The organism is Cryobacterium sp. TMT2-14, from assembly GCF_004402465.1.
Taxonomy (GTDB): Bacteria; Actinomycetota; Actinomycetes; order Actinomycetales; family Microbacteriaceae; genus Cryobacterium; species Cryobacterium sandaracinum.
In genome coordinates, this window is record NZ_SOFV01000022.1 from 1 (window position 1) to 16,429 (window position 16,429).

Genomic DNA, 16,429 nt, shown 5'->3' on the forward strand with positions numbered 1-16,429 from the left:
CCGCGCCGGCGGCGGCCCCGGCCGCGGTGCGCGCGGCATTGCCGGCGGCGGTGCCGGCCTTGCGTGCGCTGCGGGCATCCCCCGCCTGGCGCTTGGCGGAGGCCAGGTCGAGGCGCAGACTGCGCATCGCCTCGCTGACTCCCGACCGCACGTCGTCGGCCAGTCGCCTCACGGAGTCGGCGACCTCGGTCTCGAGGTCGTGCAGGTCACCCTGGCGGGCCTGGAGTTCGGCGCGGCCGGCGTCGGTGATCTCGTAGACGGTCTTGCGGCCATCCGTCGATTTGGTCACGAGTCCTTCCTCTTCAAGCTTGGCCAGGCGCGGGTAGATCGTGCCGGCGCTCGGGATGTACGTTCCGCCGAAGCGGTCGCTGAGCGCCTGGATCAGTTCGTAACCGTGCCGCGGCTGCTCGGCGAGCAGGCTGAGCAGGTAGAGGCGGAGGCTGCCGTGGGCGAAGACGGGGGTCATTCTCAGACCTCCCCGTTGGCGCGGGCGTCGCCCGGTTCGGTGTTTGTTCGTTCGCCGGCCGGGCCCGCGGACGCAGGCTCGGTGCTGCGACGCACCACCGTGATGTCGCCCGACACCGAGTTGGCCTGCAGCTCGAGCCAGCTGCCCTCGAGTGTGCCGGTGCTGGACTCGAAGCCCTTTCCGAAGGTGCCGCGAATCGTCTGGTCGTCCAGCTGCAGCGTGCCCGAGACGGTGTTCAGCCGGTAGCGCGTCGCCACATCGGCGCCGAGGCGCACGGTGAGGCTGCCGCTGATCGTGTTCGTGTTGATGGAATCGGGCGTGCCCTCGATGTCGAGGAAAACCTCACTGTTAACCCCGTCGAGACTGAAGCGACGGATGGCCCCGCTCGCCGTGCAATCGCCGGAGACCGTGTGGGCGATGATACTGCCCTCGAGGCCGCGCACCGACAGCTCGCCGTTCACGGCGTTGAGCTCCAGGTCCCCGGTGACGCCGTCAACCACGATGTCGCCCGACACAGTGCTCAGCCGGGCGCCGTTCGTGAGGCCCGAGATCAGGGCCTCGGCCGAGATCACGCCGAGCTTCAGGGCCACGCCGCGGGGGACCAGGATGCTGACGTCTGCCTTCGCGGTGCCGCGGAACGATGCGAAGACCTCGATGAAGTTGTCCCAGCGCAGCTGCGGGTGGTCGATCTCGAGCGTGTCGCCGTCGACCGAGATCTTGAGGTCCTTGCCGGTCACGCTGTGCACCTCGATGCGAGTGCCCGGCTCGTCGTGGCCGATCACGTCGATCTTTCCGCCGATCATGCCCACCTTGAGCGCCCGAACGACCTCGATGTCGATCACCGTGGTCTGCCCGGGGCTGACCAGCCATTTTTCCAAAGCCATGGAATTCTCCTTTTCGGGGGCGGCGTCCGCGCAACGGATGCTCACCACCTGTTCACGATATATCGCGTCTTGTTGAAATTCACGATATATCGCGAGTGGCGAGCGAACAAGCGCCGACGGGAACTCTCAGCCGGGGTTCAGCTCTCGGTTCAGCTTTCGGTTCAGGCTTCGATTCAGGCTTCCGTACGGCGGTCAACTCTCCGGCTCGATGGGCAGGCCGAGGCGGGCGGCGCGCTCGGCCGATTCGATCGATTCGACCGGGGCGGCTCGCACGGTCAGCAGCGGGATCGGGGCTTTGTTGGCGATCTCCCGCGCCACGCTGCCAAGGAAACGCGAGCGGCGCTGCCGGTGGGAGCCGAGCGCGAAGAGGTCGTAGGCGCCGGAGCCCGTCCGGCGCAGGATCTGCTCGGCGGCGCTCCCGGTGGCCCGGGTGCTGAACGGGTGCACCGCAAGGTCGGCCAGCTGACCGACGGCGGCGGACTGGATGCCGGCGGCGATGCGGTCGAGCCTGTCGGGGGAAACGTCGCGCGCGACGTCGTAGTCGAGCACCGTCAGCAGCGTCACGGTCTGCAGCCTCGCCCCAAGGAGCAGCACCACCGTGACGGCGGCGTGGTCCGCGGCCTCGGAGCCGTCGATGCAGACGAGCACCCGCACGTCTCCCTCGAGGGATTCCCCGGGAATCACGGCCGCCTCGGCCAATTCCTCCCGCTCGAGGTAGACGGCCAGGCCGGCCAGCGCGATGGCGAAGGGGCCGGCAGCCAGACCGAGAACCACCCAGAGCAGGGCGTCGTGGCCGCGGCGGATCATCACGAACGCCGACGCAAGTCCCACCAGGACCCAGCCGACCGCCACCAGAAGCGGTGTCACCCAGACGCCTTCTGCCCACATGCCCTCAGCATTGGCGGCCCGCGCCGAACTTGCAAGGGGGCGAGGTCCGGCGGCCGGGGCATCCGTCGACCGGCTCGCCGCCTGAGCGCCGCCTGAGCTTCAGTACAGGAAGATCGGCAGCCAGTCGCGGGTGTGGGCGTGCACGATCACGAGGAAGACGACCGCGTCGAAGAGCAGGTGCACGATCACCACGTAGGTCAGTGATTTGGTGAGCGCGAAGGTGTAGCCCTGCAACAGCGCGAAGGGGAACGTCATCAGCGGCCCCCAGCTCTGGTAGCCCAGTTCCCACAGGAACGAGGTGAAGATCACGGCCTGCAGGAGATTGGCCTGCCAGTCGGGGAAATGACGCCTGAGCAGGGCGAACGCCGTGCAGATAAAGAAGAGTTCGTCCCAGATGCCGACGAAGCCGACGCCCACGAACAGGCGGGCGATCTCGTCGGGGGCGGTCACGGCCGGCCAGTTCTGGTAGGCGCCGGAACGGATGAAATAGGTCGGCAGAATCAGATAGCCCAGCAGCAGCACGAGCGGCAGGTACCAGCGTTCCAGGGAGGTCCAGCGCTGGCCGGTGCGGATCGGGAACCGGATCGCGTGGTCGCCGAACGCGTAGCGGGAGAGCAGGTAGGGCACGAGCACGGCGACGGTCAGCACGGTCCCCATCAGCGCCATATTCGGGTAGCTGATGTCGGCCTCGACCGAGATGGTGCTGATGATCAGCAGCCCGATCGCGATCAGGAGCAGATCCTTGAACAGGGCCCGGTCGATGGCGAAGGCGAGCCCGATGGCCGCGGCGAGTAGCGCGTAGCCGGGCAGCGGCTCGCGCGCCCCGAACAGCAGCACGGCGGAGGCGGAGAGCAGCGCGGCGGGGACGAGTCCCCAGGAGGCGCGCGGGCGCATCCGTTCGCTCGACGTTGCCGGTTTGGCGCCGCTGCCGGCGCTCGTGCCGCTCGTGAGTGGGCTGCCCGTGCTCCCACTCGTGCCCGCTGCCCGTTTCGCTGACCCTGCCGCGCCATCGCCCATGAGATATGGTACCCAACCCGGGCGGGGAACGGCCGGTGCGTCTCGCCTCGCGATCGGGCATCGAGGCCCGGCGATGAACCAATTCGACGGAGATTTTGGGAGCAAGGAAGGTTTTCCAGGGTTTAAGGACCGATTCGGACGAAATCTCCGTCGAATTCGTTCGGGGGGTGCGGGCGGAACGTGTCGCCGGCTGCCCGGCCGGCTACCTCGCCGGCTACCTCGCCGGCTACCCGGTCGCGAGATCGGGTGAATCGTCGCCGTGCAGCCCTGAAACCGACGTTTCACCCGCTTTCGCGGTCTGCGGCGCCGCTAGGTTGAGGGTGTGCATTCAGAGAGCGAACCGGTGGGCGTGGTGCGGAGGCTCATCGGCATCGATTCCGTCAACTCCGACCTGGTGCCGGAGGCTGCAGGCGAACGGATGATCGCAGCTTGGTGCGCAGACTGGCTCACCGCGCGGGGGTTCGAGGTGCACCGCCTCGAGGAGCATCCCGGGCGGCCTACGATCGTCGGCATCCGGCGCGGCACCGGGGGAGGGCGCTCCCTGATGCTCAACGGGCACCTCGACACCGTCGGCGTCGGCGGTTACGCCGGGGATCCGTTCGCGGGCGAGCTCCGGGACGGTCGCGTCATCGGCCGGGGAGCCTTCGATATGAAGGGCGGCGTCGCGGCGATCCTGGTCGCGGCGGCGCGGGCGACGGGAGTCGGGGGAACCGGGGCCCACGCGGCCGGGCCGGCCGGGGCATCCGTTCTCGCCGGAGACGTCATCGTCACCCTCGTGGCGGACGAGGAGTTCGGCAGCCTCGGCACCATGGAGGTGCTGCGCAGCTTCCGCGCCGACGCGGCGATCGTCGCCGAGCCGAGCGGGCTGTGCCTCACGCTCGCCCATCGCGGTTTCGCCTGGTTCGAGGTGGAGCTCACCGGGCTCGCCGCCCACGGATCCCAGCCGGAGCGCGGCATCGACGCCATCGTGCACGCCGGGCTGGTGCTGCGCGCCCTCGATGAGCTCCGGGCCGACATCGAGGCGGCGCCGGCGCATCCGCTGCTCGGCCACGGGACCGTGCGCGTGTCGACCATCGCCGGGGGTTCGGATGCCGCCACCGTCGCCGCCGCCTGCACGCTCACGATCGAGCGGCGCATGTTGCCCGGCCAGAGCCCCGACCGGGTCGAGGCCGAGCTCCGGGCGCTGCTGGAGCGGCTCGCCGACGTCGTCGCCGGGTTCCGCTTCCGGCTGACGCGGCTCGTGGCGCGTGCGGCGTTCGAGGCCGATCCGGAGTGGCCGATCGTGCGTCTGGTGACCGAACGGGCGACGGAGGTGCTCGGACGCCGGCCGGATGTCCGCGGCGAGCCGTTCTGGACCGACGCCGGGCTGCTGCACGAGGCCGGCATCCCCTGCCTCGTCGTGGGCGTGGACGGTGGCGGAGCGCACGCCGACGCGGAGTGGGCGGACGCGGCATCCGTCGACGCGCTCACCGAGATTCTGACCCGCACGATCGCCGATTTCTGCGGGTAGTCCGCGCGCCCGGCGATCCCGCCCGAACCCTGCCTCGGCCCCATCGCCGTCCCTGCCCCGCTGCACCCCGCCGGCCGGGGGAGTCCATGTGGGCCTCATGGTTGTGCTGATTGTTGAACAATATGTAGGCTGGCTCGACATCAGTGACCGCCGGTGCTGACCTTCCGAGAAGTGAGCGCCCCATGGTTTTCAACGTCGTCCGCGCCAGGATTCGAGCGAAAACCGCAGGCGTGAAGAAGAAGCTGCGCGGCCCGCGCCGGGCGCAGCGTAGCGCGCTCCTCGGAGCCATGTTCCTGATGGCGACCAGCGCCGTCGGACCCGGCTTCATCGTGCAGACCACAAGCTTCACGGTGCAGCTCGGCGCAGCCTTCGCCTTCGCCATCCTGGTCTCGATCCTGGTCGACATCGCGGTGCAGCTGAACGTCTGGCGGGTAATCGGCGTCAGCGGTAAGCGAGCGCAGGAACTGGCCAACACCGTGCTGCCCGGCGCCGGCTGGTTCCTGGCCGCGCTGATCTGCCTCGGCGGGCTCGTGTTCAACATCGGCAACATCGCCGGTTCCGGCCTGGGTGTCAACGTGCTCTTCGGCCTGGACGCCAAGCTCGGCGGCATCCTCTCGGCGGCCGTCGCGATCGCGATCTTCCTCAGCAAACGGGCCGGGCTCGCGCTGGACAAGGTCGTCGTCGTACTCGGGGCCGTGATGATCGTGCTGATCGCCTACGTGGCGATCGTGTCGAATCCGCCCCTCGGCCTCGCGGTCAAGAACGCGGTGCTGCCCGACGACATCGACGTCCTCATCATCACCACCCTGATCGGCGGCACGATCGGCGGCTACATCACCTACGCCGGCGCGCACCGGATGATTGACGCCGGCGTGACCGGACGGGCCCAGATCACCGAGATCACCCGCAGTTCGGTGCTGGGCATCATCATCACCGGCGTGATCCGGGTGCTCCTGTTCCTCGCCATCCTCGGCGTGGTCGCCGGGGGCGTGGACCTGACCAGCGACAATCAACCCGCGGAGGCCTTCCAGGCCGCAGCCGGCGAGATCGGGTTCAAACTTTTCGGCATCGTGCTCTGGGCCGCGGCCATCACCTCGGTGATCGGGGCGGCGTACACCTCGATCTCGTTCGTGACCACTTCACAGACCTCGCCCCGCACCCGCAGCATCGCCACCGTCGTCTTCATCGCCGTGTCAACGTTGGTCTACACGCTGCTCGGCCAGGCCCCGGCCACGCTTCTGATCATGGCCGGCGCGGTCAACGGGCTGATCCTCCCGTTCGGCTTCGCTGTCATCCTCTGGGTGGCCTGGCGCCGCCGCGACCTGCTCGGCGGCTACGTCTACCCGAAGTGGCTGCTGGGCATCGGCGTGCTGGCCTGGCTGCTGACGCTGTTCCTCGGCTATCAGTCCCTCGGCGGACTCGCGACGCTTTGGGGCTGACGGATGTCCCCGACCCCCACCCTGCACGGCCCGCCGCGCGCCGCCGCTCCGACGGCCCCCGAAGACCCCCGAAGGCCTCCCGAAGGCCCCTTGAGACTCCCGAAGACCCCTTGAGACTCCCGACGGCCCCCGAAGGCCTCCATTTCTCGCTGCTGTCCGCCGACCCGGTGCCCCCTTTCTCCGTCGCCGACATCCACCCCGCTGCCTGCTTGATCGCCCGCCTCTGTGGCTAACTCAGGAGTTTTGTTTGCGTGGTCACCGGCTGGTGCTGGCCGCCGCACTGGTCCGCGGCTGCGGTGCGCGGCCCGGTGGGATCTCCTGAGTTAGCCACAAACCAGCGCAGCGCGGAGGAACAGCGCGGAGGCGCAGCGGAGGAACAGCGGAGGTGCAGCGGAGGAACAGCGCGGACGCGCAGCACAGCCGCATGCAGGCAGCTGAGGGGAGCGGGGCCGGGCAGCCGTGCCGGATACCGCCGGCTAGCGGACGGACTCGGCCACGATCGACAGCAGCTGGGCCTCGGCGCGCTGCAGGTAGCCGGTGAGCAGGGCCGCGGCATCCGTCGACCGGCCGGCCGCCAGCAGCTCGACGATGCGGGCGTTGTCGTCGACGTAGGGCGCGTGGAAGGTGGCCTCCTCGCCCATCGAATGGAAGACCAGGCGCATCTCGGCGAGCACCTGCGCCATCAGCAAATTGAGGCGGTCGCTGCCGGCCAGGGCCACGACACCGGCGTGGAACTCCTGGTTGGCACCGGCCATGCCCGGGACCGATCCGGCCTCGCGGGCCTTCCGCGCGCTCGCGACGGCCTGGCGCAGTCCGTCCAGCCTCGCCGGGGTGAGCTCCTCGGCCGGTGTGAATGCCAGGGCACCCGGCTCGAGGTAGCGCCGCACCCGGTAGATCTCCCGAATGTCGTCTGCGGTGGGCCGGGCGACGAAGACGCCCTTGTTCGGGATGCGGGTGACCACCCGTTCGGCGCTGAGCGTCGCGAAGGCCTCGCGGAGGGTGTTGCGCGAGACGCCGAGCGCGTCGCAGAGCGGCTCCTCGGGGAGCTTCGTGCCGGGCGGCAGGTGGCCGGCCGCGATCCGCTCGCGAAGCACCCCCGACACCCACTGGCCGGTCTCGGCATGACGCGCCGACGCGGTGCGGTGACGCAGGTCGGCGAGGGTCTCGGCGAGGGTCATGGTGCCCACGATACCGCCCGGTCGGAGCGGCGGCCCGAGGACGGGCGGGGTGTTCCGGCGGTTCCGGCGGGCAGCCGGAACCGGGCGACGGATACGCTCAGTCCCCGATCGAGGCGACCGCGCTGTCCACCGCCACCGTGTCGCCGGGCTGAACCAGCTGCTCCCGCAGGATTCCGCTGCGGTGCGCCACCACGATCGACTCCATCTTCATGGCCTCGAGTACGAGCACCGGGTCGCCTGCGGCCACGAGCGCACCGGATGGGGCCATCCACTTCACGACCGAGCCGCCCATGCTGGCCCGGAGGGTGGCCGGGTCTGCGGCGGGGGCCGAGTGGACCCCGGTGGGAAGGCCGTCGGCAGCGGTGACAGCGGCCGCACCGGCCGCGCCGCCCAGCCCGCGAAGGAGACTGTCGAGGAGGGCGGCAGGCAGGCCGAGCGCCATCCGTCGCCCGTCGACCTCGATGGTGATGGTGTGGCGGGCGGCCTCCGGCGGCACGGGATTGAACTGGGGGTCGCTGGGCAGTTCTTCGGAGAAGTCGGCCTGGATCCAGCCGGTGTGCACGTCGAGGTGGTCGGGCGCGGTGAATGCCGTCGAAGTGACCACGGCACGGTGGAACGGCAGCACGGTGGGCAGGCCGGTGATCTCGAACTCGGCAAGGGCTCGGCGGGCGCGGGCCAGGGCCTGCTGCCGGTCGGCGCCGGTGACGATCAGCTTGGCGAGCAGGGAGTCAAACCGGTCCGGCACGATGCCGCCTGCCCTGACCCCGGAATCGACCCGGATGCCCGGCCCGGTCGGCACGGTAAAGGTCGCCACGGTCCCGGGGCACGGCAGGAACCCGCGCCCCACGTCTTCGGCGTTGATTCGGAACTCGAACGAGTGCCCCCGCGGTTCGGGGTCGGTGAAGATGGGAACGGGCCCGCCGGCTGCGATCTGCAGCTGCGCCAGTACCAGGTCGATGCCGCTGGTCTCCTCGGTGATCGGATGCTCGACCTGCAGCCGGGTGTTCACCTCGAGGAACGAGATGGTGCCGTCCTGCGCGAGCAGGTACTCCACGGTGCCCGCGCCGGTGTAGCCGGCGGCCCGGCAGATGGCCTTGGCCGAGGAATAGATCTGGTTTTTCTGCGCAGGGGTGAGGAACGGCGCGGGCGCCTCTTCGACGAGCTTCTGGTTGCGGCGCTGCAGCGAGCAGTCGCGGGTGCCCACGACGATCACGTTGCCGTGGGTGTCGGCGAGGATCTGCGCCTCCACGTGGCGGGGTTTGTGCAGGAACCTCTCGACGAAGCACTCGCCGCGGCCGAAGGCGGCCGTCGACTCGCGCACGGCCGAATCAAAGGACTCCTCGATCGCATCCATGTCCCAGACGACCTTGAGGCCGCGGCCGCCGCCGCCGAACGCCGCCTTGATGGCCACCGGCAGGCCGTGCTCCATGGCGAAGGCGCGCACCTCGGCGGCGGTCTCCACGGTGCCCTCGGACCCGGCGACCAGGGGAGCTCCCACCCGGATGGCGATCTCACGGGCGGAGACTTTGTTGCCCAGCACCCGGATCGCGGCGGGCGTCGGACCGATCCAGAGGAGTCCCGCGTCAATCACGGCCTGAGCAAAATCGGCGTTCTCCGAGAGGAAGCCGTAGCCCGGGTGCACGGCGTCGGCGCCGGAATTCTGGGCGATGCGCAGCAGCTTGGCCACGTTGAGGTAGCTGTCGGTCGGGCTGTCGCCGCCAAGTGCCCAGGCCTCCGTGGCGGCCGAGACGTGCAGGCCGTCGGCGTCGACGTCCGCGTAGACGGCCACGGAGTCAAGGCCCGCGTCGTCGCAGGCGCGAGCGATGCGCACGGCGATCTCGCCGCGGTTGGCGATCAGAACTTTCTGCATGGTTCAGCTCTCATTCGGGGCGTGTGTTCGGGGGGTGTTTGGGGCACGCGCGGGGGCTGCGCCGCTCCGCGCGTGGCGTGCCGGCAGCGCAGCGGCGCAGCAACCGCGTAGCGCGTGAGGGCGGGTATCAGGGGGAGGCGGGGACGGGCTCGGCTGGAAGGGGCTCGGCAGGCACGGGCGTGAAACGGATGCGCGCACCCGTCGGCAACTGTGCCGCGAGGTCGAGGTCCTCGGTGAGCACGACGCCGATCACGGGGTAGCCGCCGGTGACCGGGTGGTCCGCGAGGAACAAAACCGGCAAGCCCGACGGCGGCACCTGGATGGCCCCGCGGGCCGTACCCTCGCTGGCCAGCTCGCCCGGCCGCGACCGGGCGAGCGGCTCACCGGCCAGCCGCAGGCCGATCCGGTTCGACTGATGGGTGACGGTCCACTCCGCGTCGCCGAACCGGTCGACGGATGCCGGCTCGAACCAGTCCGCGCGGGGTCCCGGCACGAAGCGCAGCACGGTGACCTCGGCCGGGGCCGGCGGCGGGGTCTCGGGGTGGTGCACGGCGCTGCCGGGGGCGGGCGGCAGCATCCGGAGCACGGTGCCCGAGGTCAGCGGGGCCGGACCGATGCCGCTGAGGGTGTCGGTGGACCGGCTGCCGAGCACCGGGTCCACGTCGATGCCGCCGCGAAAGGCCAGGTAGCTGCGCACGCCCGAGCGGGGGGCTCCGAGCGACAGGGTCTGCCCGGCGAAAAGGGAGACGGCGGAATCCATCGGCAGCTCGCGGTGGCGGCCGACGGCATCCGTCACCGTGAGCGGCAGAACGGCACCGGTGACGGCGAGCACCTGGTCTGCCAGCGCGGTCAGGGACAGGCCGCCGAGGGCGTTCTCGAGCACGGCGGCCGTGGCGGGATTTCCAACGACCCGGTTGGCGCGCCGCAGGGCGCCACGGTCGAGTGCGCCGGACGCGGTCACGCCCTGGTCGGCGTAGCCGGGGCGGCCGAGGTCCTGCACGGTCGTCTGCGCGCCGGGGGAGAGCACGCGGATGCCGGTGGCGGGGGTGGGGGCCGCGGTTGCCGCGACATCGGGAGTGGCCGCCGCTGCCGGAGTCCCAACCGCGACTGCGGTCTCCGGGACGAGGACCCCCGCGGCGGCGACCTGCTCGCGCACCGCGCGGAACCGCACCCGGTCACCCGGGCGGATCAGGGCCGGCTGCGAACGCTTCAGGTCCCAGAGCAGGGCGTCCGTGCGGCCGAGCAGCTGCCAGCCGCCGGGGGAGGCGCGGGGGTAGACGGCGGAGTAGTCGCCGGCCACGGCCACGGAGCCGGTGGGCACCGAGCTGCGCGGCGAGCTGCGCCGGGGCACGGTCAGCACGGCGCTCGCGCCGGTGAGGTAGAGGAAGCCGGGGGCGAAGCCGCCGAACGCGGCGGTCCAGTCCTGGCCGGTGTGCGCGGCGATGACGCCCTCGCTGCTGAGGCCGGTGTGCGCGGCGACGTCGGCGAGGTCTTCCCCGTCGTAGACGGTGTCGATCCGCACGAGCGCGGCGTTTGCGGGGGCGGCCGGCAGCACCTGCAGCTGCCGCAGGGCGTCGGCGAATCCCCGTGCGGCGGAGGCGGAGACGCCGGTGATCAGCACGGTTTCCGCGGCGGCGAGCACGTCGAGCTGCCCGGCCAACGGATGCCGCTGCAGGTGTGCCTGCAGGTCGAGCACGTCGGCCAGGCTGGGCAGTCCGACCAGCACGGCGCGGTCGCCGACGGCTCGGATGATGCGAACGGGATCGGACACGGGGCTAGACGAAGCTTCGAATGCGGATTCCGGCATCCTGCAGCGCGGAGCGCACCGCACCGACCAGCGCGACCGCGCCGGGGGTGTCGCCGTGCAGGCAGATGCTTTCGGCCGTCACCGTGAGGAGGCTGCCGTCGACCGTGCGCACCTGGCGGTCACCGGCCAGGCGGAGCGCCTGCTCGGTGACAGCGTCGGGGTGCAGCAGCACGGCGCCGGGCCGGGACCGCGAGACCAAAGAGCCGTCGGAGTTGTAGGCGCGGTCGGCGAAAGCCTCCACGACCGTGCGGAGCCCCGCCGCGTCGGCGAGGCGCTGGATCTCGGAATCGGGCAGCACCATCACGGGCAGGCTCGGGTCGACGGCGCGGATCGCGTCGACGACGGCCTGCGCCTGCACCTCGTCGTGCGCGATGGTGTTGTAGAGGGCGCCGTGCGGTTTGACGTAGCTGACCCGGGTTCCGGCGACCGCGGCCAGGGCCTGCAGCGCGCCGATCTGGTAGATCACCTCGTCGGTGAGGTGACCGGGCTCCATGTCGATGAACCGGCGGCCGAAGCCGGCCAGGTCCCGGTAGCCCGGGTGCGCGCCGACCGTCACGCCGGCTGCGGCGGCGGCGGTGCAGGTGGCGCGGATCGTGCTCGGATCCCCGGCGTGGAAGGCGCAGGCCACGTTCACGCTGGAGACGGAGGAGATGATCGCTGCGTCGTCGCCGAAGGACCAGTTGCCGAAGGATTCCCCGACATCACTGTTTAGATCGATGCTGTCTGAATCGATGCTGGACATCCGGGTCTCCGTCCGTGGAAGTTTGGTTAAGGATGCACCACTTCCACAGATTGTTCAACAATGTATTGGCGGGTGAAAGCCCGATTCGGCGCCGGAGTCAGTTCGCGGGGCTGTCGATCGAGGGCTCGGAGGGCGGCACGGAACCCTCGAGGGTCTCCTCGAGCCGGGCGTCGTCGTTCTGGGGCAGGGTGATCGCGAAGAACGGGATCGTCCAGTGGCAGAGCGGGCCGACGAGCACGGCGAAGAGCACCGTGCCGATGCCCACGTTGCCGCCGAGCGCCCAGCCGATGCTGAGCACGGTCACCTCGATGCCCGTGCGCACGATCCAGATGCGCCAGCCGGTGCGCTGGTGCAGGCCCGTCATCAGCCCGTCGCGCGGGCCGGGGCCGAAATGCGCGCCGATATAGAGGCCGGTAGCGATCGCCAGCACCAGAAGCCCGGCAGCGAACAGCAGGATGCGCACCCACAAATCCTGCCCCGTCGGGATCAGCCAGAGGCCGACATCCGCCGCCGGCCCGACGAGCAGGGCGTTCAGCACGGTGCCCACGCCCGGCTTCTGGCGCAGCGGGATCCAGAGCAGCAGCACGACGCCGCTGATCAGGATGGTGACCAACCCAAAACCGAGGCCGGTGCGGCCGGATATGCCCTGGGTGAGGACGTCCCACGGGGCCACGCCGATCTCGCCGCGCACAATCAGCGCGATCCCCAAGCCGTAGAGGAAGAGGCCGATGAGGAGCTGGACGAGGCGACGGGTCATGGAAGTCCATCCAATTGCACTATCGGCCCGTTATCAAGTTGCCAGGCCGACCCGGCCCGGCGTCGCGGATGCCGCCTTCCGCGCCGCCGGCGACCTGTCGGGCCGGCCGCTCGTGCGCAGACCGTGCCTAGTCGTCGAGAACGAAGGTGACTTCGATCACGACGTCGTACGAGGTAATCTCACCGTCTGTCACCTCCACCTTCTGTTCCTTGACCCAGGCGCCGGAGACCCCGCGCAGGGTCTTGCTCGCCCGGGCGATGCCGACGGCGACGGCATCCTCGAAGGATCTGTCGGACCGGATGCTGAGTGTTGTCACGCGTGCCACAGACATAATTGCTCCTTGTCGTTCGGGTTGATGGTGCGTCTTGCGGCCGAGGGTACGCCCCTCCGCCTGCCTCGGCCCGACGGATGCCCCGGGCAGGGAAGTCTGCACACCCTGCAATGAGATACTGAACGGGTGCATTTTCTCGCTGTCTTGAGCATGAAGAACCGTGCGCTGATCGCGCTGATCACCATCGTCGTCGCCGTTTTCGGCAGCCTCGCCCTGACCAGCCTCAAGCAGGAGCTGATCCCTTCCCTGCAGCTGCCGCAACTGGTGGTCTCGACGAGCTACCCGGGCGCCTCGCCCGAGGTCGTCAACGACGACGTGTCGACGCCGATCGAGACGGCGATCCAGGGCATCCCCGGGCTCGAATCCACCTCGACGACCAGCAGCACCAACGCGTCGCTGGTCAGCGCCACGTTCACCTACGGCACCGACCTGGTCAAGGCCGAATCGCGCATCAGCCAGGCCATCAACCGCATCAAGTCGACCATGCCTGAGAACCTCGACCCGCAGGTGCTCTCCGGCAGCATCGACGACTTCCCGGTGCTCTCCCTCGCCGTGTCCGGCGGCGACCGCGACACCCTCGCCGACGACCTCACGCGCAGCGTACTGGGCGACATCCGTGATGTGCAGGGCGTGCGCGAGGCAGCCCTGGTCGGCGACGTCGGCCGCCGCGTGACCATCACGCCGGATGCCGCGAAGCTGGCCGAACGCGGCCTGACCAGCCAGGGCATCCGCAGTGCGCTGGAACAGAACGGGTCGCTGATCCCGGCCGGTTCGCTGACCGAAGACGACACCACCCTCTCGGTGCAGACCGGCTCGAAGCTCGGCGAGGCCGAGGACATCGCGGCGCTTCCGATCCTCGCCCCGGTGCCCGGCGCGGGTCTGACCACCATCGGCGACGTCGCCAACGTCGCCCTCGGCGAGAACCCGGTCGCGAGCATCTCCCGTGTCGACGGGCAGCCGGCCCTGACCATCGCGGTCACCAAGGTGCCCGCAGCGAACACGGTCGACGTGTCCGAGGCCGTGCGCGCGATCCTGCCCCAGCTGGAGGCGGCGGTCCCCGGCGCGACCTTCACGGTCGTCTTCGACCAGGCTCCGTTCATCCAGGAATCGATCGACGCGCTCACCGAAGAGGGCCTGCTCGGACTGATCTTCGCCGTTCTCGTGATCCTCGTGTTCCTGCTCTCGGTGCGGGCGACCCTGGTCACGGCGATCTCGATCCCGACCTCGGTGCTGATCACCTTCATCGGCCTGCAGGGCGTGGGCTATTCGCTGAACATCCTCACCCTCGGTGCCCTCACCATCGCGATCGGGCGCGTCGTAGACGACTCCATCGTGGTGATCGAGAACATCACCCGCAACCTGGTCGAGGGCGCCGACCGCGCCGCGACCATCGTGCGCGCGGTGCGCGAGGTGGCCGGGGCGATCACGGCATCCACCATCACCACCGTCACCGTGTTCCTGCCGATCGCGTTCGTCGGCGGCTCGACCGGGGAACTGTTCCGGCCGTTCGCGCTAACCGTCTCGATCGCCCTGCTCGCGTCGCTGCTGGTGTCTCTGACCATCGTGCCCGTGCTCGCATACTGGTTCCTGCGGCCGGCCAGGGCGGTCGCGCCCGCCCCGGTGGTTGAGCTCGTCGAAACCCCCCTGGCCCTTACTGCGGAGGTTTCGACAGGCTCGCCCATCGTCAGCGTCGAGCCCACGACTTCGCGCCGCACCCGCCACAACGGCAGCGCGGACGCCCCGCCCGAGGAGCGCCCGAGCCGCCTTCAGACCGGCTACCTCCCGGTCATCCGCTGGACCCTGAACCACGCCGTCGCGACACTCCTGGTCGCGGTGCTCGTTCTGGGCGGCACGGTGGCCCTGGTTCCCTATATGAAGATCAACTTCCTCGGCTCGACCGGGCAGACCACCTTCCAAGTCACCCAGACACTGCCGGTGGGCACCAGCCTCGCAGCTCAGGACGACGCCTCCACTGCCGCCGAGAAGTCCCTTCGCGGCACCGACGGCGTCGAAATCGTGCAGGTCTCCATTGGTGGCGGCAACGCCCTGGCCGCATTCGGCGGCGGCGTGTCGTCAAACACCGTGACCTACTCGATCACCACCGACGGGGAGGCCAACCCCGACGAGGTTCAGGATGTCGTGCGAGACCAGCTCACGGCCCTGAACGGAAGCGGAGAATTCTCGATCTCGTCCGGCGGAGGGTTCGGCGGGACATCCGATATCGCCGTGGATGTGACCGCGGCCACGAACGCCGACCTGCAGAGGGCCACCGACGCGGTGCTCGCCTCCGTGGAGGACCTTGACGCGATCAAGGAGAGCTCAAGCAATCTGGCGGCCTCACGCCCCTACATCGCGGTGACCGTCGACCGGGATGCCGCGGGTGCCGTGGGCCTGAGCGAGCTCGCCCTGGGCGCACTGGTGTCGCAGGCCATGCAGCCGAGCGTGATCGGATCCATCGTGATCGACGAGACGACCCTGTCGGTCTACCTGCAGTCCGAGGCTCCGCCGACGACGACGGCCGAGCTCGCGGCCCTGAGTATCCCGACCCTGGCCGGACCGGTTGCCCTGGACACCCTGGCCACGGTCGAGCAGGTCGAGGGTCCGTCCACCCTCACCACGACGAAGGGGCTGCGCACGGCGACCGTGTCCGCCACCCCCAGCATCGACGACCTGGGTGCGGCCAACGCGCAGATGACGGCAGCCCTGGCCGACACCGCTTTGCCGGAGGGCGCGACGGCGACCCTCGGCGGGGTCACCGCCGACCAGACCGAGGCGTTCGCGCAGCTCGGGCTCGCGCTGCTGATCGCCATCCTGATCGTCTACATCGTGATGGTGGCGACCTTCCGGTCGCTGCTGCAGCCACTGCTGCTGCTGGTGTCGGTGCCGTTCGCGGCGACCGGCGCGATCGCCCTGCAGGTGATCACCGGCATCCCGCTGGGTGTGCCCTCGCTGATCGGCGTGCTGATGCTGATCGGCATCGTCGTGACCAACGCCATCGTGCTGATCGACCTGGTCAACCAGTACCGGCGTCGCGGGCAGTCGGTGCGGGAGGCGCTGGTCAACGGTGCGTCCCGTCGTCTGCGCCCGATCCTGATGACCGCGCTCGCCACGATATTCGCGCTGCTGCCGATGGCGGTCGGCCTCACCGGAACGGGTGGTTTCATCTCGCAGCCGCTGGCCCTCGTTGTCATCGGCGGGCTGGTCTCCTCGACCGTGCTGACCCTGGTGGTGCTGCCCGTGCTGTACTTCCTGGTCGAGGGCGGCCGGGAGCGCCGGGCCGAGCGGCGCGAGCTGCGCGCATCCGCCGGCGCCATCTCCGACGTGTCCCGTGCCTGACTTCTGCACAGTGTGAGCCGCGCGGCGAACGGCCGTATGTTTCCGCGCATCCGCCGGGCCGAGCGGCGCGCATTCGCCGGGGTTGTGCACGCAACGCTGCGGCTAACTCAGGAAAACCGGTGTCGGCTGCAGCCCCTGCCCCCGGAATCAGGCAACGGATGCCGCGGCCTGCCCCGGATCTCCTGAGTTGGCCACCGTGCGGCC

Annotated in this window: 13 protein-coding genes; 3 read left to right on the forward strand and 10 right to left on the reverse strand. The window is 70.0% G+C overall.

Translation table 11 applies throughout. The annotated features are described in order from the left end of the window. The 4 genes from E3O28_RS08100 to E3O28_RS08115 form a co-directional block, all read right to left on the reverse strand. Positions 1-466 (reverse strand): PadR family transcriptional regulator (locus E3O28_RS08100; RefSeq protein ID WP_134415583.1); only part of this gene is annotated, 466 nt, incomplete at its 3' end. A gap of 2 nt (positions 467-468) precedes the next feature. Further along, on the reverse strand, positions 469-1,350 hold the full coding sequence (locus E3O28_RS08105) for a DUF4097 family beta strand repeat-containing protein (RefSeq protein ID WP_158250184.1): 882 nt from the start codon (positions 1,348-1,350) through the stop codon (positions 469-471). 192 nt (positions 1,351-1,542) lie between these two features. Next, a complete protein-coding gene (locus E3O28_RS08110; protein WP_166784769.1) occupies positions 1,543-2,217 on the reverse strand; it encodes a universal stress protein in 675 nt (224 codons plus the stop codon). Between the two features lie 120 nt (positions 2,218-2,337). Further along, positions 2,338-3,132 carry a CPBP family intramembrane glutamic endopeptidase gene (locus tag E3O28_RS08115; RefSeq protein ID WP_104169461.1) on the reverse strand — a complete coding sequence of 265 codons (795 nt, stop codon included), beginning with the start codon at positions 3,130-3,132 and terminating at the stop codon, positions 2,338-2,340. Positions 3,133-3,577: 445 nt separating this feature from the next. On the opposite strand from E3O28_RS08115, the gene E3O28_RS08120 reads away from it, so the two are divergent. Continuing rightward, positions 3,578-4,765 (forward strand): M20/M25/M40 family metallo-hydrolase, encoded by a 1,188-nt coding sequence (locus tag E3O28_RS08120; RefSeq protein WP_241973057.1) that lies wholly within the window; start codon positions 3,578-3,580, stop codon positions 4,763-4,765. Between the two features lie 287 nt (positions 4,766-5,052). Next, positions 5,053-6,204 (forward strand): NRAMP family divalent metal transporter, encoded by a 1,152-nt coding sequence (locus tag E3O28_RS08125; protein WP_134343425.1) that lies wholly within the window; start codon positions 5,053-5,055, stop codon positions 6,202-6,204. 476 nt (positions 6,205-6,680) lie between these two features. Here the strand turns inward: E3O28_RS08125 and E3O28_RS08130 are convergent, their stop codons facing one another. The 6 genes from E3O28_RS08130 to E3O28_RS08155 form a co-directional block, all read right to left on the reverse strand. Continuing rightward, positions 6,681-7,382 (reverse strand): GntR family transcriptional regulator, encoded by a 702-nt coding sequence (locus tag E3O28_RS08130; protein ID WP_134401834.1) that lies wholly within the window; start codon positions 7,380-7,382, stop codon positions 6,681-6,683. Positions 7,383-7,479: 97 nt separating this feature from the next. After that, the gene (locus E3O28_RS08135) at positions 7,480-9,252 is read right to left on the reverse strand and encodes a biotin carboxylase N-terminal domain-containing protein (RefSeq protein WP_134401833.1); all 1,773 of its coding nucleotides are present in this window, start codon (positions 9,250-9,252) and stop codon (positions 7,480-7,482) included. 127 nt (positions 9,253-9,379) lie between these two features. Next, positions 9,380-11,023: a 5-oxoprolinase/urea amidolyase family protein gene (locus E3O28_RS08140; RefSeq protein ID WP_347232372.1), complete on the reverse strand. Its 1,644-nt coding sequence runs from the start codon at positions 11,021-11,023 to the stop codon at positions 9,380-9,382. Between the two features lie 4 nt (positions 11,024-11,027). Next, positions 11,028-11,801: a 5-oxoprolinase subunit PxpA gene (locus tag E3O28_RS08145; protein ID WP_134343411.1), complete on the reverse strand. Its 774-nt coding sequence runs from the start codon at positions 11,799-11,801 to the stop codon at positions 11,028-11,030. Between the two features lie 97 nt (positions 11,802-11,898). After that, entirely contained in the window at positions 11,899-12,558 is a 660-nt protein-coding gene (locus E3O28_RS08150; RefSeq protein WP_166784770.1) for a hypothetical protein, read from the reverse strand. 127 nt (positions 12,559-12,685) lie between these two features. Then, on the reverse strand, positions 12,686-12,889 hold the full coding sequence (locus E3O28_RS08155; protein WP_104102676.1) for a dodecin family protein: 204 nt from the start codon (positions 12,887-12,889) through the stop codon (positions 12,686-12,688). 126 nt (positions 12,890-13,015) lie between these two features. On the opposite strand from E3O28_RS08155, the gene E3O28_RS08160 reads away from it, so the two are divergent. Further along, on the forward strand, positions 13,016-16,225 hold the full coding sequence (locus E3O28_RS08160) for an efflux RND transporter permease subunit (protein ID WP_134415585.1): 3,210 nt from the start codon (positions 13,016-13,018) through the stop codon (positions 16,223-16,225). Positions 16,226-16,429 lie beyond the last annotated feature (204 nt).